This window comes from Stappia sp. (assembly GCF_965276915.1).
Taxonomy (GTDB): Bacteria; Pseudomonadota; Alphaproteobacteria; order Rhizobiales; family Stappiaceae; genus Stappia.
The window spans coordinates 835,164-860,356 of sequence record NZ_OZ255709.1; the positions used below are offsets into that span (position 1 = coordinate 835,164).

The window sequence follows — 25,193 nt, forward strand, 5'->3', positions numbered from 1 at the left end:
TCCCTCCGCCGCCGGCCGGCAACCCTATCCGGAAAAACCGGCCCGCGGTGACGCGGGCCGGCGGTCTGCCGGGCGCGGGCGGCTTGCCTGCCCTACTGTCTTACTTGCCGGCCTCGGCGGCGACAAGCGCGCGCGAATCCTCGACCAGCGCGGCGCCGTCGACGCCCTTGCCGTTCATCTCGACGATCCATTCGGCGACGATCGGATCGGCCGCCGCCTTCCAGCGGGCGGTTTCGGTCGGATCCAGCGTGATGATCTTGTTGCCGCTCGCCTCCGCCTTGGCTCGGCCGATCTTGTCGACCTCATCCATCGCGCGGCCGAACATGCCGGCCGTCTCGATGCCGGAATTGGCGTCGATGATCGCCTTCAGGTCGTCGGGCAGCTTGTCGTAGCTCGCCTGGTTCATGGCGAAGACGAAGGTCGCGGTGTAGAGACCGCGCGGATCGTCGAAGCCGGTATGGGTGTTGACCAGCTCGGTCAGCTTGAGCGGCAGCGTCACTTCCCAGGGCACCACGGCACCGTCGATGACACCCTTGGAGATCGCTTCCGGCACCGCCGGCACCGGCATGCCGATGGCGGTTGCGCCGAGCTTTTCCAGCAGTTTGGTGACGATGCGCGTCGGCCCGCGCAGCTTCAGGCCCTGCATGTCATCGAGATTGCCGACGCCATCACCCTTGACGTGCAGAAGACCGGGTCCGTGCACATGCAGGGCGATCGGCTTCACGCCTTCGAACTCGTCCATGGCATGTTCGGTGACAAAGGCATGGAAGGCGCGCGAGGTGGCTTCGCCGCCGGCGCCCAGGAAGGGCAGTTCGAAGGCCTCGGTCTTGGGGAAGCGGCCGGGCGTGTAGCCGAGCACCGTCCAGACGATGTCGACGACGCCGTCCTTGGCCTGGTCATAGAGCGAGGGCGGGGCGCCGCCGAGCTGCATCGAGGGATAGTGCTCGACCTTGATGCGTCCGCCCGACTGGGCCTCGACCGCCTCGATCCACGGCGTGATCGCCTTGGCCGGGATGGCCGCCTGCATCGGCAGCATCTGGTGCACGCGCAGGGTCACGTCCTGTGCCTGCGCCGACATGCCGGCGACCGCGGCGATGGCGGTCGCGGCCACCATCGTCGTCATGAATTTTCCGATCATTGTGTCTCCTCCCACGGCTTCGGACCCGCGTCCGTCGATGGGACAGTGCGACGGGATCTCGAGTACAGAAGGATGGGCCATGCAAATGGTAATGTAAAATGAGATTTGAGCCGCTTTGTATAACCGAACGTCGGGGAATTTTGCCTTCGCGGCGTGTTTCCCGCTTGCCGGGGAGGCCGGCAGACCGGATCAATTGCCGCCCGTGGACCGCATGTCGTCCGAAGCCGAGGAAGCTGCCGCCGTGCCGAGACATCCCCGCAACATTCTCTTCGTCATGTATGACCAGCTGCGCTTCGACTATCTCGGCTGCGCCGGGCATCCGCATCTTGCGACGCCGAATTTCGACCGGCTGGCGGCGATGGGCGTCCGTTTCACCAACGCCTATGTCCAGTCGCCGATCTGCGGCGCCTCGCGGATGAGCTTCTACACCGGCCGCTATGTGCACTCGCATGGCGCCGCCTGGAACAACTATCCGCTGAAGGCGGGCGAGATGACGCTCGGCGACCACCTGCGCGAACGCGGCATGGATGCGGTGCTGATCGGCAAGACCCACATGAAGGTCGATGGTGCCGGCCTTGATCGGCTCGGCATTTCGCGTGAGGGGATTATCGGTGCGCGGATCGCCGAATGCGGCTTCGACGCGCATGTGCGCGACGACGGGCTGTGGGCACAAGGCCCGGATGGTCCTTACGACGCCAAGCCCTCGCCCTATAACGACTTCCTGCGCGCCAGGGGCTACACGCCGCGCAATCCCTGGCACGACCATGCCAATTCCGGCCTGTCGGAGGAGCTGGACGCGGACGGGCTCGGGGAGATCGGCAGCGGCTGGCTGATGCGCAACGCCCTTGAGCCGGCGAATATCCGCGAGGAGGACAGCGAGACGCCCTGGCTGACCGACCGGGCGCTCGAATTCCTGAACGGCCGTGAGACCCGCCGCCGCGCCGTGCCCTGGCTCTGCCACCTCTCCTATATCAAGCCGCACTGGCCCTATATCGTGCCGGCGCCCTATCACGCCATGTACGGGGTCGAGCATGTGCTGCCGGCCATTCGCGATCCGCGCGAGCGCGAGGACCCGAACCCGGTCCATGCCGCCTTCATGGCCTCGCGCGTGTCGCGCAGCTTCTCCCGGGACGAGGTGCGAGAGGCCGCGATCCCCGCCTATATGGGCCTTGTCCGGCAATGCGACGATCATTTCGGCCGGTTGCTCGACCATCTGCAGGAAACAGGCGCGCTCGACGACACGCTGATCGTCGTCACCTCGGACCATGGCGACTATCTCGGCGACCACTGGATGGGCGAGAAGGACCTGTTCCACGAGCCCTCGGTCAAGGTGCCGCTGATCGTCTACGATCCTTCGCAGGCCGCCGATGGCACGCGCGGCACGACCTGCGGGGCGCTGGTCGAGGCGATCGACCTCGCCGCCACCTTCGTCGGGGTCGCGGATGACGGCACCCGGGACTTTCCCTCGCAGATTCTCGAGGGGCGTTCGCTCCTGCCCTTCCTGCATGGCGAGACGCCGGAAGGCTGGCGCAAGGCGGCGATCAGCGAATACGACTATTCCTGCACGCCGATGGCCGACCGGCTCGGGGTTTCCGTCGAGGACGCCCGTCTTTTCATGGTCTTCGACGGGCGCTACAAGCTCATCCACGCCGAAGGCGGGTTGCCGCCGATGCTCTTCGACCTTGAAAGCGATCCGTCCGAATTTGTCGACCTCGGCCGCGATCCGGCCCATGCGGGCGAGGTGGCGCGGCTGCGCGCCCTGCTTTCGGACTGGGCGCTGCGCCTCAGCCAGCGGACCACGGTCTCCGACGCGGCCATTCTGGCAAGGCGGCGCGGGGCGGCCGGCAATACCGGCGTGCTGATCGGTGCCTATGACGAGACGGATGTCTCGGTGGAGGAGCTTGCCGTCTATTCCGGCCGGGCGCCGCGCATTTCCCCGGACGGGTAGAACCGGCTGCCGCCGATCCAGGTGCCGCGCACCTTGAGGGTCTCGTCCAGCTCGACGATATCCGCGTCGTGGCCTGGCGCCAGACGACCCTTGCGCTGTGCCGCGTCGATCGCCTCGGCCGGGTAGAGCGAGGCCATGCGCAACGCCTCGTCAAGCGCGATGCCGAGCCCTGCCACCAGACGCGCGACCGAGGCGGCCATGTCGATATCCGCTCCTGCCAGGGTTCCGTCGGCAAGTGTCAGCCGGCCAATTCCGTCCGCCCCCCGCCGGCGGGCGATCTCGCGGCCGTTGAGGGTGAAGCCTTCCGCCTTGGAACCGAGCGGTGCCATCGCGTCGGTGACGAGGAAGATCTTCCCCGGCCCGGCCTTGGCCCTGAGCGCAAGGGCCGCCACCGGGTCGGCGACATGGATGCCGTCGGCGATCAACCCGGCCGACAGGCCCGGCAGCGCGAGCGCCGCGCCGGCAAGGCCCGGCTCGCGGTGACCGAGCGGGCTCATCGCGTTGAACAGATGGGTGACGAGCCGCGCGCCGGCCCGCGCATAGGCGGACGCGGTTTCGAAATCGCAGTCGCTGTGACCGAGGCTGACGCGGATGCCTGTCTGCGCGAGCCGGCCGACCTGTTCGGCCGAGACGCTTTCCGGCGCCAGTGTCACCATGAGCACCGGCAGCAGCCGGGCCGCATCGACAAGCGCGTCGAGATCCGCCTCCTGCATCGGCCGGATCAGGCGCGCGTCATGGGCGCCCTTGCGTGCGAGCGAAAGATGCGGCCCTTCCAGATGCAGGCCGAGGCAGCCGGGCACGGAACGGCTGGCCCCGGCGGCGGCGCGGATCGCCCGCGCGGTGGTCTCCGGCGTATCGGTGATCAGGGTCGGCAGCAGCGCGGTGGTGCCGAAGGCGCGGTGCGCCCCGGCGATGCGGGCGATGGTGTCATGGTCGGGGGCGTCGTTGAACTGGCATCCGCCGCCGCCATTGACCTGCAGGTCGACGAAGCCGGGCGCGATGATCCGCCCGCGCGCCTCCACCAGGCGGGCGGAGGCGGGAACGTCCTTGCGCGGCACGATGCCGGTGACATGAGAGCCCTCCATCAGCAGCGCCGCGTCGTCATGCCAGCGTTCCGCGTCGAAGATCCGTGCGGCGGCAAGGGCTGTGAGTTCGGTCATCCGCGCTGCGATCCTCCGGGCGGTTTGCTGAAGACAGCGTGCCCCGCCTTCATGCGCCAGCCGGCGCGCCGGCGCAAGACGCGCTGCGCGCCCGGTTCAGCGCCCTGAGAAGGTCCGCACCGCGAGACGGACGGCGCCGTCGAGCGCGTCGCCCAGCGGTTCCGACAGCCGGTCGCGCAATACAGGAGGAAGGTGGCGGGCGTAAAGCGGCGCGAGACCGCCCATCAGGACGATGCGCGGACCGTCCGGCCAGTCGAGGTGCGCGATCATTTCGCAAACGTCCGCCACGGCGGTCTGCAGAAGCCCGTTCGCGTCCGGGTCGCCGGCATCCGCCGCGTCGAAGACCTGCGGCGCGAAACGGCCGAAATCCGCAGGCCGGGCGGCTCCGGCAAAGGCCACCATCTGCGCGGGATCGTCATCGAAGGCGGCAAGCAGCGCCCGTGACAGGGAACCGTGGGGGCGCACGCCGTCGCGGGCCAGCAGTGCCGTCCGCAAGGCCTCCCGTCCGAGCCGCGCGCCGCCACCCTGGTCGGCCAGCTGCAGGCCCCAGCCGCCGACGCTGCGGATCTCGTCGCCGCGCCGGGCCAGAAAGGCGGAGCCGGTGCCCAGGATCGCCATGACGCCGTCACCGGATCCCAGCGCGCCTTCCAGCGCGATCTCGGCATCGCCGGTAAGTTCGCTTCGGGAAAACGGAAGGTCGCCGAGAAACGCCCGGACCGTTGCCGCCGCCTGCCTGGCGCCGGCAAGTCCGAGCAGGGCGGCGCAATCGCGGATCGTGTCCGCCGGCAGGCCGGCATCGGCAATGGCGGCAAGGGCCGCCTCCGCGATGCTGGCCGCAGCCTCGCCCGGGTCCGTGGCGATATTGGCCGGCCCTGCCCGGCCCCGGGCAAGGATGCGGCCATCGTGCGCCGCCAGGGCGGCCCGGCAGGTGCTGCCGCCGCCGTCGACGGCGATCAGGTAGCCGCCCATGGCCCGCGTCGTCAGGAAGCGGTCGGCTGTGCGGCGAGGCCGCGGGCCTGCTCGATCCAGCCGTCGCGATCGATCCGGCCGCGGAAGTCGAGGCGGCTGTCGAGCGCGGCGATCTGCACGTCGGTCAGCGCCGCGATCTGCCAGAAGTGGAAGATGCCGGCGCCGTTGAGGGCGGTCTGCAGCTTCGGACCGACGCCGGTGATCGCCGTCAGGTCGTCGGCGACGCCGCGCGGCTTTGCGAGCAGCACCTCGGCCAGCGGATCGGATGCCTTGGCTGGTTTCGCGGCGGGTTTGCGCGCTTCCGCCACGGGAGCGTCGGCGGCCGCGGCTTTCGGCGCGGTCTCCGGGCGCGTCCAGTGGGTGCGCATGAAGTCGAGGATGCGCGGTGCGATCTCGGAGCGGAAACGCGAGCCGTTGAAGACGCCGTAATGGCCGACATCGGGCTGCATGTAGTGGGCCTGCATGTCCGGCCCCAGGCCCGTGCAAAGGTCGTGGGCGGCGCGGGTCTGGCCGCGACCGGTGATGTCGTCCTTCTCGCCCTCGATGGTGAGCAGCGCGGTGCGCCGGATGGCGCCGCAATCGACGAGCTCGTCGCGGTGGCGGTACGTGCCGCGCGCCAGCGCATGCTGGATGAACACCGTGTCCACGGTCTGCAGGTAGAACTCCGCCGTCAGGTCCATGACCGCGAGATACTCGTCATAGAAATCGCGGTGCTTCTCGGCGCTGTCCCCGTCATTGGTGACGAGATGCTGGAAGAACTCGTGATGGGCGCTGACATGCCGGTCGAGATTCATGCTCATGAAGCCGGACAGCTGCAGGAAGCCGGGATAGACATCGCGCATGAAGCCGGGCTGCGGGAACGGCACCTTCATGATGACGTTGCGCTCGAACCACTCGATGCTCTTGTGTTCGGCAAGATCGTTGACGGCGGTGGGGTTGATGCGGGTGTCGATCGGCCCGCCCATCAGCGTCAGGCTGGCGGGGGCGAAGGGATCGTCATGCGCTTCCATCACCGCGGCGGCCGCGAGCGCGGGCACCGACGGCTGGCAGACCGCCATCACATGGGTGTCCGGGCCGAGGAAATGCAGCATCTCGATCAGGTAGTCGATGTAGTCGTCGAGATCGAAGCGGCCGTCCGTGAGCGGCACCATGCGGGCGTCGATCCAGTCGGTGATGTAGATGTCCGCGCCGGGCAGCAGCGTCTCGACCGTGCCGCGCAGCAGCGTCGCATAGTGGCCCGACATCGGTGCCACCATCAGGATTTTCGGATCCTTGCGCTGCTTCGCGCCGAGCTTGCGGTCGAAATGCAGAAGGTTGCAGAACGGCTTGCTCCAGACGATTTCCTCGCGCACCGGGACCTTGACGCCGCTGACCGTCGTCTGGCCGAGGCCGAACTCGGGTTTGCCGTAGCGCCGCGTCATCCGCTCGATCAGCTCGCATCCGGCGGCCATCGAGCGTCCGAACGGCGTGTGCGTCAGGGGGTTCAGGGGGTTCTGGAAATAGAGCCGCGTCATGTCGGCAGTGGCCCGCACCGGACTCATTGCCGCATGGTTGAATTCATAGACCTGGTAGAACACGTGACCGACCTCGCAGTCTGGCGGACGCGGCGCAACATCGCCCGCGCATTTTTTCGCATTGCAAAAATAGTATGACAAAGATGTGCGTCGCATCAACCGATACGGACGTCGATATGCCGCGGTGCGAAGAAGATACCGGGGCATTTGTCACGGGAACAGATGGGATGAAGCCGGATGCAGGGACGAAAAGACCCGCCGCCACAGCGGCTTCCGGGCGCCGCTGCCGGATGGCCGGGAGCGACGGGATCGTGCAAAAGAACTAGGTAAAAATTACGCCGCGATATCGGCGACGACCGCATCGAGCACCAGGAAACCGGCCGGTGTGGCCCGCATGCGCGTGTCGCTGAGTCGCTCCACCATGCCGTGTTCGACAAGGTCCGCCACCCGGCGCGGGTCGATCCGGCGGTCGGCGATCGCCTCGTAGCGGGCGAGATCGACGCCCTCGACGAGCCGCAGACCCATCAGCAGGTATTCATCGCCCTGCTCTTCCTGGGTCAGCGCGAGATCCTCCACCGTGCCTTCGCCGCGCGCCTCGACCGCGGCAAGCCAGGTTTCGGGGTGACGCTCGGTCGCGGTGGCGAACTTGCCGTTGCCGCCGCTGAGCCGGCCATGAGCGCCCGGACCCACGCCGACATAATCCCCATAACGCCAGTAGACGAGATTGTGCCTGCATTCGGCGCCGGGCACCGCGTGGTTGGAGACCTCGTAGGCCGGCATGCCGCGACCGGCACAGATCTCCTGGGTCAGGTCGTAGAGATCGGCGGCCGTGTCGACATCGGGAACCACCAGCTTGCCGGCCCGGTGCAGCTCGAAGTAAGGCGTGCCCTGCTCGATGGTGAGCTGGTAGAGCGACAGGTGGTCGGCGGCAAGATCGATGGCCTCGTTCAGTTCCTGCCGCCAGGCCGCGCCATCCTGGCCCGGCCTTGCATAGATCAGGTCGAAGGAAATGCGCTCGAAGGTGGCGCGGGCGATACCGATCGCGGTCTTCGCCTGGGCAACGTCGTGCAGCCGGCCGAGGCGGCGCAGGTCGCCGTCATTGAGCGCCTGCACGCCGAGCGACAACCGGTTGACGCCGGCCGCGCGGTAGCCGCGAAACCTGTCCGCCTCGACGGAGGACGGGTTGGCCTCCATCGAGACTTCCGCGTCCGGCGCCACGCTCCACAACCCTGCGATCGCATCGAGCACGCGGCCGACGGTCGCCGGATCCATCAAGGACGGCGTGCCGCCGCCCAGAAAGATCGAATCGACACGGCGCCCCCGGGTGCGGGCGGCGAAATGGGAAAGCTCTCGCTCGAAGGCGGCGGCAAAACGAGGCTGGTCGACGCCGGCGTGACGGACATGGCTGTTGAAGTCGCAATACGGACATTTGGCCTCGCAGAAGGGCCAGTGCACATAGATGCCGAAACCGCCGTCGATCCTCGTCGTGTCAGCCATCACCCCTCCAGGCACCGTGCCGAAAAGTCCGCGAAGGCGCGGGCGCGGTGCGACATGTCCTGCTTTTCCGCCGTCGGCATCTCGCCGAAGGTGCGGCTCTCGCCGTCCGGCTGGAACATCGGGTCGTAGCCAAAGCCTCCGCTTCCGCGCGGCGGCCACACCGCTGTTCCCTCGACCTCGCCGCGGAACGTCTCGACATGCCCGTCCGGCCAGGCGAGGCAGAGCACCGCGACAAAAGAGGACCCGCGATGCTCCGGCGTGGTGGCGCCGGCCGCCTGGAGCTTTTCCTCGATGGTGCGCATCGCCATGGCGAAATCCTTTTCCGGCCCCGCCCAGCGGGCCGAATAGACGCCGGGATCGCCGTCGAGCGCGGCAACGCAGAAGCCACTGTCGTCGGCAAGTGCGGGCAGTCCCGAGACCTCGGCCGCCGCCCGCGCCTTCAGTTCCGCATTGGCCTCGAAGGTCGTTCCGGTTTCTTCCGGCTCCGGCAGGTCAAGGCTGCCGGCCGAGACGACATCATAGCCGAACGGTGCCATCAGTGCGTCGAACTCGCGCAGCTTGCCGGGATTGTGGCTGGCCAGCACGATACGGCCCGGCGCCAGCCGGCGCGGTGTCGGGGCGGATGCGGGCGTGTCGGTCATGCGCGTCTCACAGGATGGCCAGTTTCTGCAGGTCGACCAGCTGGCCGATACCGGCCTTGGCAAGACCGAGAAGCTGGGCGAACTCCTCCTCGGTGAAGGGCGTGCCCTCGGCCGTGCCCTGGATCTCGACGATGCCGCCGGCTCCGGTCATGACGAAATTGGAGTCCGTCTCGGCTTCCGAATCCTCGGCGTAATCGAGGTCGAGAACGGCCTGCCCGCCGTGAATGCCGCAGGATATGGCGGCGACATGGTCCCGGAGCACCGGCTTGGTGACCATGTCGCGCGCGCGCATCCAGGCGATGCAGTCATGCAGCGCGACCCAGGCACCGGTGATCGCGGCGGTTCGCGTGCCGCCATCGGCCTGGATGACGTCGCAATCGACCGAGATCTGGCGCTCGCCGAGCGCGGTCAGGTCGACCACGGCGCGCAAGGAGCGGCCGATCAGCCGCTGGATCTCCTGGGTGCGTCCCGATTGCTTGCCGGCCGAGGCCTCGCGGCGCATGCGCTCGCCCGTGGCGCGCGGCAGCATGCCGTATTCCGCCGTCACCCAGCCGCGACCCTGGCCGCGCAGCCAGGGCGGAATGCGCTCCTCCAGGCTCGCCGTGCACAACACATGGGTGTCGCCGAACTTGACCAGGCATGAGCCTTCCGCGTGTTTGGAAACGCTCCGTTCCAGCGTCACGGCGCGCAACTCGTCGGCTGCGCGTTTGGATGGCCGCATGTCGATCCCCTTCAAACCGGTCCCGCAGGGGCGCTGTGCCCGTGCTCTTGTCAGGCGTCCCTCTTAATCCAAGATGGGGCCGGAATGAAATGCCTGTCTGAGCTTTCTCGAACAGCGGGACGCAACGGCGTGCGTCGCGGCGGCGTGTTTGCGGTGGGCAATCGCGGCGAAGACGCACTATATTCGCCGCAAGGGGCGGAGCAGCCCGCCCGCAGTCCGCCGCATGGCGGGAAGTCGTCCATGGCCGGAAACGGCGAGGCAAGAGGACGGTGATGCAAGAGGACCGGGGACCGGAAGCATGACACTTGGCGTGCCATCCGTCAGCCTGAGCGAACTGGACCGGCGCTCGCGCGAGATTTTCCGCGCGATCGTCGAATCGTATCTGGAGACCGGCGAGCCGGTCGGCTCGCGCAATCTGTCCCGCTTGCCCTCCATCCAGCTTTCGCCGGCCTCGATCCGCAACATCATGGCTGACCTGGAACATGCCGGCCTGCTCTATGCGCCGCACACATCCGCCGGCCGCATGCCCACCGAAGGGGGGTTGCGCTTCTTCGTCGACGCCTTGCTGGAGGTCGGCGACCTGACGCGCGAGGAGCGCGCCCAGATCGAGATCCAGGTCAAGGCGGCGCGCAGCGAGCGCACCAGCGAGCAGTTGCTGACCGAGGCCAGCCAGATGCTGTCCGGCCTGTCGCGCGGCGCCGGCGTGGTCTTCACCCACAAGGGCGATGTGCGCCTGCGCCATGTCGAATTCGTCCGTATCGAGCCGCTGAAGGCGCTGGTCGTGCTGGTCGGCGATGACGGTTCGGTCGAGAACCGGATTGTCGACCTGCCGCCCGGCCTGCCGCAATCGGCGCTGATCGAGGCCTCGAACTATCTGACAAGCCTGATTCGCGGGCGCACCCTTGCCGAGGCGCGGCGCGAGCTGGAGAGCCAGCGCGACCGCCACCAGAAGGAACTGGACGAGCTCACCGCCAAGCTGGTCGAGGCAGGCATCGCCCTGCGCGGCGGATCCGGCGGCGATGCCGGTTCGCTGATCGTGCGCGGCCGCTCGAACCTGCTCTCCCATCTGGAGGCGGAACAGGACCTGGAACGCATCCGCCTCCTGTTCGACGATCTGGAAAGCAAGCGCGACCTGATCCAGCTTCTGGCTGCGGCCGAGGGCGGTGAGGGTGTGCGCATCTTCATCGGCTCGGAGAACAAGTTGTTCTCGCTGTCGGGATCCTCCATCGTCGTGTCGCCGTTCCGGGACCAGGACGAGCGCATCATCGGCGTGCTCGGCGTGATCGGGCCGACCCGCCTCAACTACGCCCGCATCATCCCGATGGTGGACTACACCGCACGCCTGGTCGGCCGGCTGCTGCGCTGACCGGCCCCCAATCTTTCAACGGACACTTCATGACGACCCTGACGCCCGCCGAACTCGAACGCTATGCCCGCCATATCGTGTTGCAGGACGTTGGCGGGCCGGGGCAGCAGAAGCTCAAGGCGGCGCGGGTGCTGGTCGTGGGCGCCGGCGGTCTTGGCGCGCCGGTGCTGCAATACCTGGCCGCCGCCGGGGTCGGCACGCTCGGCATCGTCGACGACGACACCGTGTCGCTCTCCAACCTGCAGCGCCAGGTGATTCACGACACCGACCAGCTCGGCGAGCCCAAGGTGGCGAGCGCGGCGGAGGCGATCGCCCGGCTCAACCCGCATGTGAGCGTCGAGCCGCATCCCGTGCGGCTGGTGGCGACGAACGCGCTGGCGCTGATCTCGCGCTATGACCTTGTCGTCGACGGCTCCGATAATTTCACCACGCGCTATCTCGTCTCCGATGCCTGCTTCTTCGCCGGCAAGCCGCTCGTCACCGGCGCCGTCGGCCGCCTCGACGGCTCGCTGACGCTGCTGAAGCCCTACGCGGCGGATGCCGAGGGCACGCCCAATCCGACCTATCGCTGCCTGTTTCCCGACCGCCCGGCCGACGGCGCGCTGCCGACCTGCGCGGAAGCCGGGGTGCTTGGCGCCCTGACCGGAATGATCGGCACCATGCAGGCGATGGAGGCGATCAAGGAGATCGCCGGGTTCGGCGAGGGACTGCTCGGCCGGCTGCTGCTGGTCGACGCGCGCTCGATGCGCTTCGAGACCATCCGCTACCGCTGGTCGGCGAAGAACCCGCTTAACGGATCGGCGCCGCTCCGTTTCGACGAACTGGCGGGCGCGTGAGGGTCATGTTCGGGATGCGCGCGGCGCCGCTTCCGGAGGCCATCACCGTCGCGCTGGCCGGCGGCGAGCAGCGCATCGAGCTGCGCCGCAACGCCAATGCGCGGCGCTACATCCTGCGGCTGCCGGCAACGGGGGGCGATCCGGTGCTCACCGTTCCGGCGAAGGGGACGCTCGCCACGGCACGCGACTTCGCCGAGCGCCAGCGCGACTGGCTCGCCGCACAGCTCGAACGCAGGCCGGACGCGGTCGCCTTTGCCGCGGGGGGGCTCGTGCCGCTGCGCGGGGAACCGCACCGGATCGCCGCTGCCGGAGGCTTGCGCGGTCTCGTGCGGGTCGGGGAGCAGGCCGGCGAGGCGGTGCTGCATGTGCCGGGCGCCGAGGAACATCTCGCGCGCCGGCTGACTGACTGGCTGAAGCGCGAGGCGCGCCAGGACCTGAGCCGCGCCGTCGAATTGCATGCCGATGCCCTGGGGCACCGACATGCCGGCATCACCTTGCGCGACACACGCAGCCGCTGGGGCTCTTGCACCTCCGACGGACGCCTGTCCTTTTCCTGGCGGCTTGTGCTTGCGCCGCCCTTCATCCTCGACTACGTCGCGGCCCACGAGGTGGCCCATCTCGCCGAGATGAACCACGGCCCGCAGTTCTGGGCCCTGTGCCGGCGTCTCGCGCCGCGCACGGAGGAGGCGCGTGGCTGGCTCCGGCGCGAGGGCGGCCGCCTGCATCTCTACGGCTAGGGTCGCCGACCTGCTGTCGCTGCACGATTTCACCCGCGACGACCCCGCCGCAACCGCACGAAAAGGTGCTCGTCACATGCTCAAGCCCGACACCTGGGCGCTCACCATCCTGCTCGCCTGCCTGACGGCGCTGGGGCCGCTCTCCACGGACATGTATCTGCCGGCGCTGCCGGCGATCCTGCGCGATCTCGATACGGTGCATGCCTCGGTACAGCTGACCCTGTCGGTGTTCCTGGTCGGCTTCGCGGTTGGTCAGGTCTTCTACGGTCCGCTTGCCGACCGGCTGGGCCGCAAGCCGGTCCTGATGACCGGACTGGCGATCTATGCGGGCGCGTGCCTTGCCTGCACCCTCGCCCCGACGGTCGAGGTGCTGATCGGCGCGCGCTTCTTCCAGGCGTTCGGCGCGGCAGGGCCGGTGGTGCTTGCCCGGGCCATTGTCCGCGATCTCTACGAGGGACCTCGCGCCGGCCAGGAACTGGCCCGGATGGGCTCGATCATGGGTCTTGCGCCGGCCGTTGCGCCCTTCTTCGGCGGGCTGATCGCGTCGGCTGGCGGCTGGCGGCTGGTGTTTCTGGTGTCGCTCGCCTTCGCCGCCGCGGTGCTGGTCGCCATCTGGCGGCGCCTGCCGGAAACGATCAGCGCCCGCGAGACCGCGCCGTTCTCGGCGCGGGCGCTGGTGTCCGCCTTCGCCGGCCTGTTGCGCCACAGGGCCTTCGCGGCCCATCTGGCGATCGTGACGCTGACCTATTCCGGCCTGTTCGCGTTCATCTCCGGCTCGTCCTTTGTCCTGCAGGATATTTTCGGCCTGAGCCCTGCAGGTTTCGGCATCGCGTTCGGCATCTGTGCGCTCGCCTATGTGGCCGGCACGCTGGCGGGGCAGCGGCTCGCGCCGAGAAGGGGCGCGGAGGCGACGATCCTGATCGGCTGCCTGCTGATGGGGGCGGCCGGCGCGGCGATGATCGTGGCGGTGCTGGTGGCGCCTTCGATGCTCGCCGTCGTGCTGCCGATGATGCTCTACATGGCCGGCGTCGGTCTTGCCATGCCGCAGGCCCAGGCGGCCGCGCTGATGCCCTTTCCCGGGCGCGCGGGAACGGCCTCCTCGCTGATGGGCATCTGCCAGATGAGCGTGGCAGCCATTGTCGGTATCGCCGTCGGCATGACCCATGGCGGCACGGCCCTGCCGCTGGCCCTGATCATCGCCGCAAACGGCCTTGGCGCCGCATTTGTCTTTCTCGCAACAGGCCGGGCAAGGGCGGCTGGCGTGTAGCCCGGAGCCTCAGCCTCCGAAGATCCGGTTGAGCAGGTCGAGCGGTCCGCCGCCGCCCTCGCCGTCGCCGTCACGCATGGGGGCCAGCCGGCGGGCCGGGTCGCCTTCCGCGGGAATGTCGCGCATCGGCATGTCGAGCGGGGTGGCCGGTTCCGCCACCTGGACGGGTCGGTCGGAAATGCCGGGGAGGCCGGCGACCGGCAGGCCCTGGTGGCCGGCCGACATCACCTCTTTCCAGACCTTTGCCGGGAGCGACCCGCCGGTTGCCCGCTTGGTCGGCGAATTGTCGTCATTGCCGAGCCAGACGGCGGTGGTCATGGTGCCGGTGTAGCCGATGAACCAGCCGTCGCGGAAATCCTGGCTGGTGCCCGTCTTGCCGCCGGCCGGACGACCGCCCAGATGCGCGGCCTTGCCGGTGCCGGTCATCAGGGTTTCGCCCATCATCATGTTCATGTCCGACAGGGTCCGGTGGTCGATCACCCGGCCGCCGCCATCGCCCTTGCGGGCATAGAGCAGCTTGCCGTCCATGGTGCGGATCGAGCGGATGACGTGCGGCACGACCGCGTGACCGCCGTTGGAAAAGGGCACATAGGCGGCGGCGATTTCCAGCGGCGTCACTTCCGAGGTGCCGAGCGAGATCGACAGGTTGGAGGCAAGCGGCGAGGAAATGCCGAGCTTGCGCGCGGTGCGGATGATCGCCTTCGGGCCGACCTCGTTGGCAAGCCGCGCGGCGACCGTGTTGAGCGACAGCGACAGGGCTTCGGTCAGGGTCACCGGCCCGCGATACGATTTGGAATAGTTCTGCGGCGCCCACTTGCCGATCCTGACCGGGGCGTCCTGGCGCACGGTGCCTGGCGTCAGGCCGCGCTCCAGCGCCGCCAGGTAGACGAACGGCTTGAAGGCCGAGCCCGGCTGGCGGCGGGCATTGACGGCGCGGTTGAACTGGCTGCGTGAATAGTCGCGCCCTCCCACCAGCGCCTTGACCGCGCCGGATCCGTCGAGCGTCACCACCGCGCCCTGGCCGACGCCGCGCTTGGCGCCTTCCTCGTCAAGCGCCCGGCGCAGTGCGTCCTCGGCGATGATCTGCAGGCCGAGATCGATGGTCGTGTCGACGATGATGTCGGTATCGACGGCGCCGACATAACCCGGGAGCCGCTCCATCACCCAGTCGGCGACGTAGTTCTCGCTGGCCGAGGTGTGGTGGGTGACGACACGCATCGGCGCGGCGATGGCGTCGGTCGCCTCACGCTCGGTGAGATAGCCCTCCTCGGCCATTGCGCCGAGAACGGTCGCGGCGCGCTCCGCTGCAAGATCCGGGTTGCGGGTCGGGGCGTAGCGCGACGGCGCCTTCAGCAAGCCGGCGAGCGTTGCCGCCTCGGCGATGCTGACGAGCCGCGCGGACTTGCCGAAATAGCGCCGCGCCGCTCCGTCGACACCATAGGCGCCGGCACCGAAATAGACCCGGTTGAGATACATCTCCAGGATCTCGTCCTTGGAGTAGCTGGCTTCCAGCCAGATCGCCAGGACGGCCTCCTGCACCTTGCGCTTCAAGGTCCGGTCGGGTTCGAGGAAGAGGTTCTTGGCGAGCTGCTGCGTCAGCGTCGAGCCGCCCTGTACGAGACGCCCGGACGTCACGTTGGTGAACACGGCGCGGGCAAGGCCGAGCGGATCGAGACCGAAATGCGAGCGGAAGCGCCGGTCCTCGATGGCAATCACCGCCTGCGGCAGATAGGGCGGCAACTGTTCCAGGCGCACCGCCTCGCCGCCGGTGTCGCCGCGATTTGCCATCAATGTGCCGTCGGCCGCGACAATGCGGACATTGGGCGGGCGCTGCGGCACCTTCCATTCCGAGGTCGGCGGCAGGTAGGCGGCGTAATAGATGAGCACGCCGGCGCCGCCGATGCCGGCCCAGATGCACAGCACGAAGCCCCAGTAGACCGCCCGGCGGATCAGCCCGACAAGCCCGCCGCGCCGACGCCGTGCCTTGCCCTTCCGGCCGCCGCCGCGGGGCGGGCGGCCGTTGCCGCCGGAACGGCCCTTTGTCTCCGCTTCCCCCTTCCGTCCTCGGGGCGCGCGCTGGCGGGACGGCTTGCCGCCGGCCGCCGGCCTGTCCGCGCCCGTCAGCCGCATGTCGAGCGTGCCGGCCTCGGCTCTGTCGAGGCGCGGTTCCACGCGCGGTTCGCGCCGTTTTCCGGTTGACGGTCCTCGTGCCATGCCTGCGGTCTGTGTCTTCCCTGGGAGCGAAAGGCTCCTGTGTCCCCGATGTCGGGGTGAAGCTTAAATGCGGCGATTTAAGGGGGTGTTAAGTCTGCCGCGTCGCGGCGGAAGCGGCGACCGGCGCGCCTTTACAGGCATGGGCGCGGCGGGCTACGCCTGAACGCGAAACAGCCGCCGGCAAGGCGTGCGCGACAAGGTCAGGGGACGAGACGGCATGGCGAAGGGATACTGGGTGGCGCGGGTCGATGTGACGGATGCCGATGCCTACAAGAACTATATCGCGGCCAATGCGGAGGCGTTTCATGCCTATGGCGCCCGCTTCATCGTGCGCGGCGGCCGGTTCGAGTGCAAGGAAGGTGCGGCGCGGGCGCGCAACGTCGTCATCGAGTTCGACAGCTACGAGAAGGCGCTCGAATGCTACGAGAGCGAGGCCTACGGGCGCGCCATGTCGCTGCGTCTCGGGCAGGCGGTCTCTGACCTGGTCATCATCGAGGGCTATGACGGCCCGCAACCGTGACCCGGCCGGCCGGCGCCTTCGTGGTGCGTCCGGTGGAACGCTCGGAAGTCGATGCGCTGCATGCGCTGTGGCAGGCGGCCGAGGATCGCGGTGACTGGCGGCCGGCCTCCGGCGGTCAGGGGCTTGTCGAGGAACTCGACATCCTCGCTTCGGAAGGACGGGTCTGGGCGGCCTTTCAGCGCGGATCCCCTGTTGCGCTTGCCGCGGCGGGCGATCTGGACGGGGCCCTGTGGCTGTCGGTGTTCGGCGTTTCCCGGGCCTGCCGGGGACGCGGACTGGCGAGCTCGCTGCTGGCCGCTGTCCTTGGATACGGACAATGGGCCCAGTATCCGGCACTGGTCGCGCTGGCGCCGAAAGGCGAAAACGCCTTTCTGGAACGGGTGGGGTTCCTGCGGCTCGACGGCGAGCGGCTCGCCGGCGGAATTCGCGAACTGGCGCGGACACGCGGGCTTGTGGCCTGGGTCCGGCGGATCTGAAACCGGTGCGGCAGGCCGGCTACTGGTGGGCGTAGCGTCCCGCGTCAGCCCCGTAGTGGTTGACATAGCGGCTGTTCAGCGCCTGCACCGGCATGACGATCAGCACATCCGTCGTGCCGAACTGATGGTCGACCACGGCGCCGTCTCCGATATAGGCGCCGAGCCGCAGGTAGCCCTTGATCAGCGGCGGCAATTCGCGAAGAGCCTGGCGTTCGTTGACCTCGGCCCGTGGCAGGCGGTTCATGTCGACATAGCGGGTGTCGAGTGCCCGCACGCGCCATTCCTCCGGCGCCCGCGCATTGTGGTGCAGGAAGGCCAGCTGCGAGGCCAGGCGCTCGGGATCGGTGCCTTCGATCGAGGCGCAGCCGACCATCACGTCGATGCGATGCATCAGCACATAGGCCCAGATCCCGTGCCAGAGCAGCTCCACCGTGCGCTTGGTGCGGTAGGGCTTGAGGACGCAGGAGCGGCCGAGTTCCAGGAACTGCAGGCGCGGATGGGCGTCCACCAGCGACTGGATGTCGAATTCGCTGGCCGTGTAGAAGCCGGCGTGGCGCTCGGCGACATCCTGGCGCAGCAGCCGGTAGGTGCCCACGATCCGGGGCTTGCGCCGGCCGAGCGCGTTGCGCTCCGTTGTCTCGTGATCCAGCACCAGAAGATGGTCGCAGATCGTGTCATAGGCGTCGACGTCGCGGCCGAGTGTCGCGGTGTGCGGGTCGGCGACCGCCGACATCTCCTCGTAGAAGACGTGGTAGCGCAGCTCCTGCGCCTTGCGGATCTCCTTGGCGGTGCGCGCCAGGCGAACCTCGAGAGGACCGATGCGGCCGAGGCTTGGCGTATGACGACCGGCGGGAGCGGTCTTGGCGCCCGGAAGCCAGGCGTGGCGCAAGGCCGCGCCGGCCGCTGCGGGAACGAACTTGCGCACAAGACTGCGCGGCGACAAAAGTGCGTTCCTCGTCATGGCCCCGATGCCTTCCCTGACTGCCCCCGAGCGGATGCTTCCAAGGCATCCCGCTTATGATTATCTCGGCTGCCCTCGTCCGTTTTACAAGTCACCCGGTTAAGGAGCCGAATGCGGACGAGCATGCCGGATCGCGCGATCAATCGCGTCGAGCGTGCCGTAGATCATACTTTCCCGACACTTGCGTGACAATTGACGATGTTTTTGACAAGCCGGCGTCAGAACCGGTTGGAGTCCCGTTCCCGGGTGATGCGCCGGCTCAGGAGGTCGGGGTCGAGGGGCTTGGCGAAAACCGCGTCGGCGCCCGCGGCAAGCGCGGCCTCCTCGGCATCCGGGGTCACATCGGCGGTCACCGCGAACACCGGAATGCGCGACCATTTGCCGTCATGCTCCATCGCGCGGAACCGGCGGATCGCGGTGACCCCGTCGACGACCGGCATGTGAAGATCCATCAGGATCAGGTCGAAACCGCCGTCCGCGGCCACGTCCAGGGCTTCCGCCCCGTCGCCCACGACGATCGGCTCGTGGCCGAGCTTGCGCAGCAGGGCTTCGCTCAGCATCCGGTTGATATCGTTGTCATCGGCGACCAGAACCCGCAACGGACGCGCGGGTGCCGGCGCTGTGGCCGTGTCCCCCGTGTCCGGTGCCTGGCCGGCGACCTGCGTCGTTCCGCTCGCCTGCTCCCAGGGACACCATTCGCTCTCGTGGCCGAGCAGGGTGTGCGCCAGCTTCACCAGCGACGCGGAGCGTACGGGGCGAATCAGATAGCCGCCGAAGCCGGCCTCGCGCAGGCGCGGCAGCCGGTCCCGGTCGGCGGGCGCGATAAGCGCAGCGGCCGGCGCCCGGACCCCGACGGCGCGGGCACCGGCAAGCCAGGCGCCTGCATCGGCGACGCAGGCTGGGTCTAGGAGCACGAGATCGGCGGCAAGCAGCTTTTCGTCGCCGGCCTCGTCGCCGGGCGTTACCAGCGCGACCTGCGCGCCATGCGCCTTCAGGGACCGCGCGGCGAGCGGCGCCTCGATCCGGCTGGCCGAGACGATGACAACTTGCGCCGCGCCGAGATCGGCGAGGCCGTCCGGTGCGTGCTCGAGCACCTCGAGGGGCAGTTCGACGCGGAAACAGGCCCCTTTGCCGGGATCCGAGTGTGCCGTGACGTCGCCGCCCATCAACCGCGCCAGTCGGCGCGAGATGGCCAGTCCGAGGCCTGCCCCGTCGAAACGGCGCGCCGGTCCATGGTCGACCTGCTCGAATTCCTCGAACAGTCGCTCGCCTTCACCTGCGGCGAACCCGATGCCCGTGTCGCGCACGGCGATCGCGAACCTGTGTGATCCGGAAGCGTCGGCCGAAACGGTTTCGATCGATACCTCGACGCCTCCGGTCTCCGTGAACTTGAGGCCGTTGCCGGCAAGATTGAACAGGATCTGGCGCAGCCGGGTCGGGTCGATGGAAATACGCCGTGGCATGTCGGGCGCGATGAAGCAGCCGATCTCAAGTCCCTTCGATTGCGCGCGCGGTCCCAGAAGTTCCACGACACCCTCGGCAAGCGATGCGATTTCGACCTCGTCGGGGACAAGGTCGAGCCGTCCGGCCTCGATTCGCGAGAGGTCGAGCACCTCGCTGATCAGGAGCAGCAGGATTTCGCCGGAGCTGCGCACCGCCTCCACATAGCTGCGCTGCTCGGCGGTCAGCCGTGTGTCGCGGAGCAGTCCGGCCATGCCGAGAATGCCGTTGAGCGGTGTGCGGATCTCGTGGCTGACGGTGGCCAGGAAGCGGCTTTTCGAGGCGCTCGCGATTTCGGCCTGGTTGCGGGCGGCAACGAGGGCGTCCTCGATGCCGCGCCGGTCCGACACGTCGCGCAGCATGGTCTGGATCAACGGTTCGCCGCTCTTGCCGTCACGCACCGCGACGTCGCGGCGCGCGAACCACCTGGCCCCGTTGGCGGTCTCGATCAGGATGTCGCCGCTGGTCGTCTCGACGGGGCCGGCAAGCGGCTCCCGGGCCGTACGATCCGCATTGCCGTGCAGCGCCGCGGCCAATCCTTCGGGAAACAGCCCCTGCGCGGCGTCATTGGCATAGACGATCTCGCCGCCGAGGCGCCACCGGGTGACGACGTCGCCGAGTGTGTCGAGCACGTCGCGCAGGCGTGCGTCGCTTTCCTTCAGCCGCCAGGTCTCGTCGCGCAGGCGTTCGTTGTCGCGGGCAAGCGACAGTCTCTCGCCAACCAGCGCATCGATCCGCGCCGTGGCGTCGGCAAGCGCCTGTCGGTCGCTGCGGCGGCGGGCCTCGACCAGGCCGAAGACGCCGGTCGCAAGTCCGGTTGCCGCAAGCGCCGCGCCGGCAATGGCAAGGCGCAGCGTCTCCGGCACGACCGCCACGACGAGGGCCGCGCCGCCGAAGAAGGCGGCGAAGGAGGCGGCGACAGGCACAAGGCCGCCAAGAACGCCGGCGAGGGTGCGCGGCGCGGCGAGCGCCGAAGCCTCGCCCTGCTCGGATGCGGTCGTTCCGGCGTCGCGTTGCTCCGTGCGGTCATGGCGTTTCGGGGCGGCCACCTGCTCTCCTCGTCAATCGGCTGGTCCGCGCTGGGCGCGCGAGCCTGTCCAGTGTCAGTCGGAGAGATTGAGAAACCGTTGCGGCAAAAGGCCTTGGGCGGGGCGTCTCGGGCGGCGCGGCGCGCGTCAGCCGGGTCGCAGGCCTTAATGCAACCCGGCGCGGCCGGAAGCGGGCTCCCTGGAAGCGGCGGCCGATGCGTCCGCAGGCGGGAGCATCACGCTCCTCGGACCAACCGCCGCTCGCCCTCTGCCAGATCGTCCAGGATCCCGGCCGCCAGCTCGAAGGACCTGACCCGGGCGCCGTGGTCATGGATCATTCCGGTGACGATCAGTTCGTCGGGCCGGTAGCGGTCGAGGATCGCAGCCAGCTCGCGCCGGACGGTTTCGGGCGATCCGGTGGCCGACACGCTAAGCGCCTGGTCGACCTGCGCGAGAACCTGGGGCGGGATCTCGGCGCCAACGTCCTCGACCGGGGCGGGCAGCTTTCCGGGGTGGCCGGTGCGAAGCCGCGCGAAGGACAGCACCTGCGAGGATCGCAGATAACGGGCCTCGGCATCCGTGTCCGCGACGAAGACGCCGGCGGCGATCATCACGCGCGGTTCGGCAAGCTGTTCCGAGGGCCGGAACGTGCTGCGGTAGACGGCAAGCGCCTCCTCCAGCATCGCCGGCGCGAAATGGGAAGCGAAGGCGTAGGGCAGGCCGAAAGCTGCCGCAAGCTGTGCGCCGTAAAGGCTCGAGCCGAGAATCCAGACCGGCACATGGCTGCCCTCTCCCGGAATGGCCCGTACCGGCCCGCCTTCGGACGGATCGCCGAGATAGGCCATGACGTCAACGACGTCCTGCGGGAAATTGTCCTCGCCGGACATGTGCCGGCGCAGGGCCCGGGCCGTCGCCATGTCCGTTCCGGGCGCCCGGCCGAGGCCGAGGTCGATCCGTCCGGGAAACAGCGTTGCAAGGGTGCCGAACTGCTCCGCGATGACCAGCGGCGCGTGGTTGGGCAGCATGATGCCTCCCGCCCCCACGCGCATGGTGGTTGTCGCCGCCGCCACCTGGGCGATGACGAGGGAGGTCGCCGCGCTGGCGATGCCGGGCATGTTGTGGTGCTCGGCAAGCCAGTAGCGGTGATAGCCCGCAGCTTCCGCCTTGCGCGCCAGGTCGGTGGTGTTGGCAAGCGCGTCGGCCGCCGTCTTGCCTTCCGGCACGGGGGCCAGATCGAGAAGGGAATAATGTTGCATGAGGATCTCCGTTGGAGCCTCATTTAGGAAGCAGGGAGCTGACAACCAAGGGCCGAACGGTGGCTCAGGCCGCCCGGCGCTCGAGACTGGCACCCCGGTAGCTGAGCGCTTCGGCCAGATGCAGGCGCGAGACGGTTTCGGCGCCGTCCAGATCGGCCAGCGTGCGTGCGACCTTGAGCACCCGGTGATAACCGCGCGCCGAGAGCTGCAGGGCGTCGGCTGCGCCCTGCAGAAGCTCCATCCCGGCGGCATCGGGGGCGGCGACCTGCTCGATCAGCCGGGCTCCGGCCTGTGCATTGGTGCGTGCCGGGACGCCGAGGGCGGAATACCGTTGCGTCTGCCGTTGTCGCGCCGCCGCCACGCGGCCGGCGACGGCGCTTGAACTTTCCGCGTCTGCCGGCCGGATCAGGTCGGCGGCGGAGACCGCCGGCACCTCGATGCGCAGGTCGAGCCGGTCGAGCAGCGGGCCCGACAGGCGCGACTGGTACTCGCTCGCACAGCGCTCGCCGCGCCGGCATGTGTGGCCGGGTTCGCCCGCATGGCCGCAGCGGCAGGGGTTCATCGCCGCGATCAGCTGCACGCGCGAGGGATAGCTGGTGCGGTGGTTGGCGCGCACGATGACCGTCTCGCCGCTTTCCAGCGGCTGCCGCAGGCTGTCGAGCACCTGGGGGTGGAACTCGGGCAACTCGTCGAGGAACAGCACGCCGTTATGCGCAAGCGATACCTCGCCGGGCCGGGCCCGGATGCCGCCTCCGACAAGCGCCGCCATGGAGGCGGAATGATGCGGCGCGCGAAACGGCCGCCGGTCGGTCAGCCGGCCGTCCGCCAGTTCGCCGGCGATCGAGGAGATCATCGACACTTCCAGCAGCTCCTTCGGGCTGAGCGGCGGCAGGATCGACGGCAGCCTTGTGGCGAGCATCGACTTGCCGGCGCCCGGCGGTCCGATCATCAAGAGGTTGTGGCCGCCGCCGGCCGCGATCTCGAGCGCGCGCTTGGCGGTCTCCTGGCCGCGCACCTCCGAAAGGTCCGGCAGCACTGCGGGGTTGGCGCTCAGCTTCGGCGCCGGGCGCGACAGCATCTGCGTGCCCTTGAAATGGTTGGCGAGCTGGATCAGCGAGACCGGTGCGAGCAGGTCCATCTCCGGATCGGCCCAGGCGGCCTCGGCACCGCAGGCCGCCGGGCAGATCAGGCCCTTGGACAGCGTGTTGGCGCCGATCGCCGCCGGCAGCACACCGGCGACGGCCGAGATCGTGCCGTCCAGCGCCAGTTCGCCAAGCACGACGTAGCGCTCCAGCTCGGCGGCCGGCACCGCGCCCATGGCGGCCATCAGCGCCAGTGCGATCGGCAGGTCGAAATGGGATCCTTCCTTGGGAAGATCGGCGGGCGCAAGGTTGACGGTGACGCGCTTGGCCGGCAGCGACAGGCCCGATGCCAGCAGCGCGGACCGTACCCGCTCGCGGCTTTCCCCGACGGCCTTGTCCGGCAGGCCGACAATGGTGAAGGCGACCTGGCCGGGGCCGATCTGCACCTGCACGTCGACCGGCTGCGCCTCTATTCCCTGGAACGCGACCGTCGTGACCCGCGAAACCATCGCCCCTCCCGCCTCCGCAGCCTTGCGCGCGACCGGCGCAACTGGATCGACTGCAACTTAGCGCAACCGGAAGTCGGTCACAACCGGGACGGGAGACGGGCGCGGCGGCTCGCGGAAGGAGGATCAGATCGCGGCGCGCTTGGCCTCCACAACATCCCAGACCTTGCCTGCGATGTCGGGACCACCGAGGCGGGCGACGGCGCGGATGCCGGTCGGTGCCGTCACGTTGATCTCGGTCAGGCAGCCGTCGATGACGTCGATGCCGACAAGGATCAGGCCTTTCTCGCGCAGGGCGGGGCCGAGGCGGGCGCAGATTTCGCGCTCGCGCGGGGTGAGGTCGGCCTCGCGCGCGGCGCCCCCACGCACCATGTTGGAGCGCAGGTCGCCTGCCTGCGGCACCCGGTTGACCGCGCCGGCAAACTCGCCGTCGACCAGCAGGATGCGCTTGTCGCCCTTGGAGACCTCCGGCAGGAAGCGCTGGATCACCCAGGGCTCGCGGAAGGTGGCGGCGAAGAAATCATAGAGCGAGCCGTAATTGAGGTCGTCGGCGGTGATGCGGAAGACCGCCGCCCCGCCATGGCCGAACAGCGGCTTCATGACGATGTCGCGGTGCTCGGCGCGGAAGGCATCGATGGCGTCCCGGTCGCGGGTGATCAGCGTTTCCGGCATCAGGTCGGCGAATTCGGTGACGAAGAGCTTTTCCGGCGCGTTGCGCACCGATGCCGGGTCGTTGACCACCAGGGTCTTCGGGTGGATTTTCTCCAGCATGTGGGTCGCCGCGACATAGGCCATGTCGAAGGGCGGGTCCTGCCGCATCAGGATCACGTCCATCTCGGAAAGGTCGGCGAGACGCTTGTCCCCGAGCGAGAAATGGTTGCCCGGTTCGTCGCGCACCGTGACCGGCTCGAGCGCCGCCGTGACCGTGTCGCCGTTCATGGCGAGCCGCTCCGGCGTGTAGTGGTGCAGGACGTGGCCGCGCGCCTGGGCTTCCAGCATCAGCGCGAAGGCGCTGTCGCCGGCAATGTTGATGCTGGAGATGTGGTCCATCTGGACCGCGACCTTGAGGGGACGGGAGGTCGGCTGTGTGGAAGACGGCATGGGAGGGTCTCCGGCGCCCGGACAGGCGGATGGAAAAGACGGGACACGGTCCCGGAAGGGTTGAAGAGCATATGCGATCCGCGCGGGGCTTTGTCCAGTCGCAGCCCGTGCGCGCCGCCTCCCGCGCTCAGTCGGGCGGGGCGGGGAAGGCGTCGGCGACATGCTCGGGGAGCCGCCAGGGCAGGACGAGGATCGCGTCGAAGCGCAGCGTCGCCGCGCCGAGGTTCTCGCGGCCGGCGCACCAGGACCGCGCCGCCGACGCGATGCGCCTCTGCGCGCGCGGGGTGATCGAGGCAAGCGCCTGGTCCCGGTCGGCGCGCGCCTTCACCTCGACGAAGGCGATGGTCGCCCCGCGTCTTGCGATGATGTCGATCTCGCCGCCCCCCGCCCGGTAGCGACGGGCGAGGATCCGCCAGCCCTTGAGCCGCAGGAGCGCGGCGGCAAGCGTCTCGGCGCGCAACCCGAGGCGATAGGCCCCGCGCCTCCGTCCGCTTGGCATGTCCGGGCGGTCGGGGCGTGTCATGACGATCTCGCGGACTGTTCAGGCGGCGGGCTGGAACATGGCGGCGAGGATCACCGCGAAGACGGTCACCAGGAACCCGCCGGCGGCCAGCTTCCAGGCATCGCGGCGATGGTGCAGGCCGGGCCAGCCGAGCGGCTTGATCAGCTGGATGGCGGCGACGGCGGCGAAAAACACCATGATGATCTTGGTCACGCGCGTCTCCGGAAAGCGGGCCGATTGCAGGGCTGGCCTA

The 25,193-nt window shown here is 68.9% G+C and carries 22 protein-coding genes; 7 read left to right on the top strand and 15 right to left on the bottom strand.

The genetic code is table 11. The features are described from left to right. Window positions 1–100 precede the first annotated feature (100 nt). Window positions 101–1,138 carry a TRAP transporter substrate-binding protein gene (locus ACQY46_RS03865; RefSeq protein ID WP_428698989.1) on the bottom strand — a complete coding sequence of 346 codons (1,038 nt, stop codon included), beginning with the start codon at window positions 1,136–1,138 and terminating at the stop codon, window positions 101–103. A 274-nt stretch (window positions 1,139–1,412) separates the two neighbouring features. Between ACQY46_RS03865 and ACQY46_RS03870 the strand changes: the two genes are divergently transcribed. Continuing rightward, window positions 1,413–3,086, top strand: a complete 1,674-nt coding sequence (locus ACQY46_RS03870) for a sulfatase-like hydrolase/transferase (protein WP_428700405.1) — start codon at window positions 1,413–1,415, stop codon at window positions 3,084–3,086. On the opposite strand, the gene nagA is transcribed toward ACQY46_RS03870, so the two are convergent. The 6 genes from nagA to rph form a co-directional block, all read right to left on the bottom strand. Further along, window positions 3,047–4,246 carry an N-acetylglucosamine-6-phosphate deacetylase gene (gene nagA, locus ACQY46_RS03875; protein ID WP_428698990.1) on the bottom strand — a complete coding sequence of 400 codons (1,200 nt, stop codon included), beginning with the start codon at window positions 4,244–4,246 and terminating at the stop codon, window positions 3,047–3,049. The two genes, ACQY46_RS03870 and nagA, sit on opposite strands and share 40 nt — an antisense overlap. A 96-nt stretch (window positions 4,247–4,342) precedes the next feature. Further along, complete coding sequence (locus tag ACQY46_RS03880; protein WP_428698991.1) at window positions 4,343–5,215, bottom strand: BadF/BadG/BcrA/BcrD ATPase family protein; 873 nt, start codon at window positions 5,213–5,215, stop codon at window positions 4,343–4,345. An 11-nt stretch (window positions 5,216–5,226) separates the two neighbouring features. Then, window positions 5,227–6,756, bottom strand: a complete 1,530-nt coding sequence (gene phaZ, locus ACQY46_RS03885) for a polyhydroxyalkanoate depolymerase (RefSeq protein WP_428700406.1) — start codon at window positions 6,754–6,756, stop codon at window positions 5,227–5,229. Between the two features lie 306 nt (window positions 6,757–7,062). Continuing rightward, window positions 7,063–8,226, bottom strand: coding sequence for a radical SAM family heme chaperone HemW (gene hemW, locus ACQY46_RS03890; protein ID WP_428698992.1), 1,164 nt, complete (start codon window positions 8,224–8,226; stop codon window positions 7,063–7,065). Continuing rightward, entirely contained in the window at window positions 8,226–8,867 is a 642-nt protein-coding gene (rdgB, locus tag ACQY46_RS03895; protein ID WP_428698993.1) for an RdgB/HAM1 family non-canonical purine NTP pyrophosphatase, read from the bottom strand. The genes hemW and rdgB overlap by 1 nt, the downstream gene beginning before the upstream one ends. Before the next feature lie 7 nt (window positions 8,868–8,874). Next, on the bottom strand, window positions 8,875–9,588 hold the full coding sequence (gene rph / locus ACQY46_RS03900) for a ribonuclease PH (protein WP_306027763.1): 714 nt from the start codon (window positions 9,586–9,588) through the stop codon (window positions 8,875–8,877). Window positions 9,589–9,886: 298 nt separating this feature from the next. Between rph and hrcA the strand changes: the two genes are divergently transcribed. From hrcA to ACQY46_RS03920, 4 genes are all read left to right on the top strand, one after another. Then, window positions 9,887–10,954: a heat-inducible transcriptional repressor HrcA gene (gene hrcA / locus ACQY46_RS03905; RefSeq protein ID WP_428698994.1), complete on the top strand. Its 1,068-nt coding sequence runs from the start codon at window positions 9,887–9,889 to the stop codon at window positions 10,952–10,954. A gap of 29 nt (window positions 10,955–10,983) precedes the next feature. After that, window positions 10,984–11,790, top strand: a complete 807-nt coding sequence (gene moeB, locus ACQY46_RS03910; protein WP_428698995.1) for a molybdopterin-synthase adenylyltransferase MoeB — start codon at window positions 10,984–10,986, stop codon at window positions 11,788–11,790. Between the two features lie 5 nt (window positions 11,791–11,795). Next, entirely contained in the window at window positions 11,796–12,527 is a 732-nt protein-coding gene (locus ACQY46_RS03915) for a M48 family metallopeptidase (protein WP_428698996.1), read from the top strand. A gap of 76 nt (window positions 12,528–12,603) precedes the next feature. Then, complete coding sequence (locus ACQY46_RS03920; RefSeq protein WP_428698997.1) at window positions 12,604–13,794, top strand: multidrug effflux MFS transporter; 1,191 nt, start codon at window positions 12,604–12,606, stop codon at window positions 13,792–13,794. Window positions 13,795–13,803: 9 nt separating this feature from the next. Here the strand turns inward: ACQY46_RS03920 and ACQY46_RS03925 are convergent, their stop codons facing one another. Continuing rightward, window positions 13,804–15,966, bottom strand: a complete 2,163-nt coding sequence (locus ACQY46_RS03925; protein ID WP_428698998.1) for a transglycosylase domain-containing protein — start codon at window positions 15,964–15,966, stop codon at window positions 13,804–13,806. Window positions 15,967–16,225: 259 nt separating this feature from the next. On the opposite strand from ACQY46_RS03925, the gene ACQY46_RS03930 reads away from it, so the two are divergent. Together ACQY46_RS03930 and ACQY46_RS03935 are read left to right on the top strand one after the other, a co-directional pair. Continuing rightward, the gene (locus tag ACQY46_RS03930; RefSeq protein ID WP_428698999.1) at window positions 16,226–16,528 is read left to right on the top strand and encodes a DUF1330 domain-containing protein; all 303 of its coding nucleotides are present in this window, start codon (window positions 16,226–16,228) and stop codon (window positions 16,526–16,528) included. After that, entirely contained in the window at window positions 16,525–17,004 is a 480-nt protein-coding gene (locus ACQY46_RS03935) for a GNAT family N-acetyltransferase (protein ID WP_428699000.1), read from the top strand. Before ACQY46_RS03930 ends, ACQY46_RS03935 begins: the two co-directional genes overlap by 4 nt. A gap of 19 nt (window positions 17,005–17,023) precedes the next feature. Here the strand turns inward: ACQY46_RS03935 and ACQY46_RS03940 are convergent, their stop codons facing one another. The 7 genes from ACQY46_RS03940 to ACQY46_RS03970 form a co-directional block, all read right to left on the bottom strand. Continuing rightward, the gene (locus tag ACQY46_RS03940) at window positions 17,024–17,965 is read right to left on the bottom strand and encodes a GNAT family N-acetyltransferase (RefSeq protein WP_428699001.1); all 942 of its coding nucleotides are present in this window, start codon (window positions 17,963–17,965) and stop codon (window positions 17,024–17,026) included. Between the two features lie 218 nt (window positions 17,966–18,183). After that, window positions 18,184–20,514 carry an ATP-binding protein gene (locus ACQY46_RS03945; protein ID WP_428699002.1) on the bottom strand — a complete coding sequence of 777 codons (2,331 nt, stop codon included), beginning with the start codon at window positions 20,512–20,514 and terminating at the stop codon, window positions 18,184–18,186. 215 nt (window positions 20,515–20,729) lie between these two features. Then, on the bottom strand, window positions 20,730–21,749 hold the full coding sequence (locus ACQY46_RS03950) for an LLM class flavin-dependent oxidoreductase (protein WP_428699003.1): 1,020 nt from the start codon (window positions 21,747–21,749) through the stop codon (window positions 20,730–20,732). A gap of 64 nt (window positions 21,750–21,813) precedes the next feature. After that, window positions 21,814–23,340 carry a YifB family Mg chelatase-like AAA ATPase gene (locus ACQY46_RS03955; RefSeq protein ID WP_428699004.1) on the bottom strand — a complete coding sequence of 509 codons (1,527 nt, stop codon included), beginning with the start codon at window positions 23,338–23,340 and terminating at the stop codon, window positions 21,814–21,816. A 123-nt stretch (window positions 23,341–23,463) separates the two neighbouring features. Beyond that, entirely contained in the window at window positions 23,464–24,387 is a 924-nt protein-coding gene (gene gshB, locus ACQY46_RS03960) for a glutathione synthase (RefSeq protein ID WP_428700407.1), read from the bottom strand. 178 nt (window positions 24,388–24,565) lie between these two features. Further along, window positions 24,566–24,961 carry a YraN family protein gene (locus ACQY46_RS03965; RefSeq protein ID WP_428699005.1) on the bottom strand — a complete coding sequence of 132 codons (396 nt, stop codon included), beginning with the start codon at window positions 24,959–24,961 and terminating at the stop codon, window positions 24,566–24,568. 18 nt (window positions 24,962–24,979) lie between these two features. Beyond that, window positions 24,980–25,153 carry a hypothetical protein gene (locus ACQY46_RS03970; protein WP_306027777.1) on the bottom strand — a complete coding sequence of 58 codons (174 nt, stop codon included), beginning with the start codon at window positions 25,151–25,153 and terminating at the stop codon, window positions 24,980–24,982. Window positions 25,154–25,193: the final 40 nt, after the last annotated feature.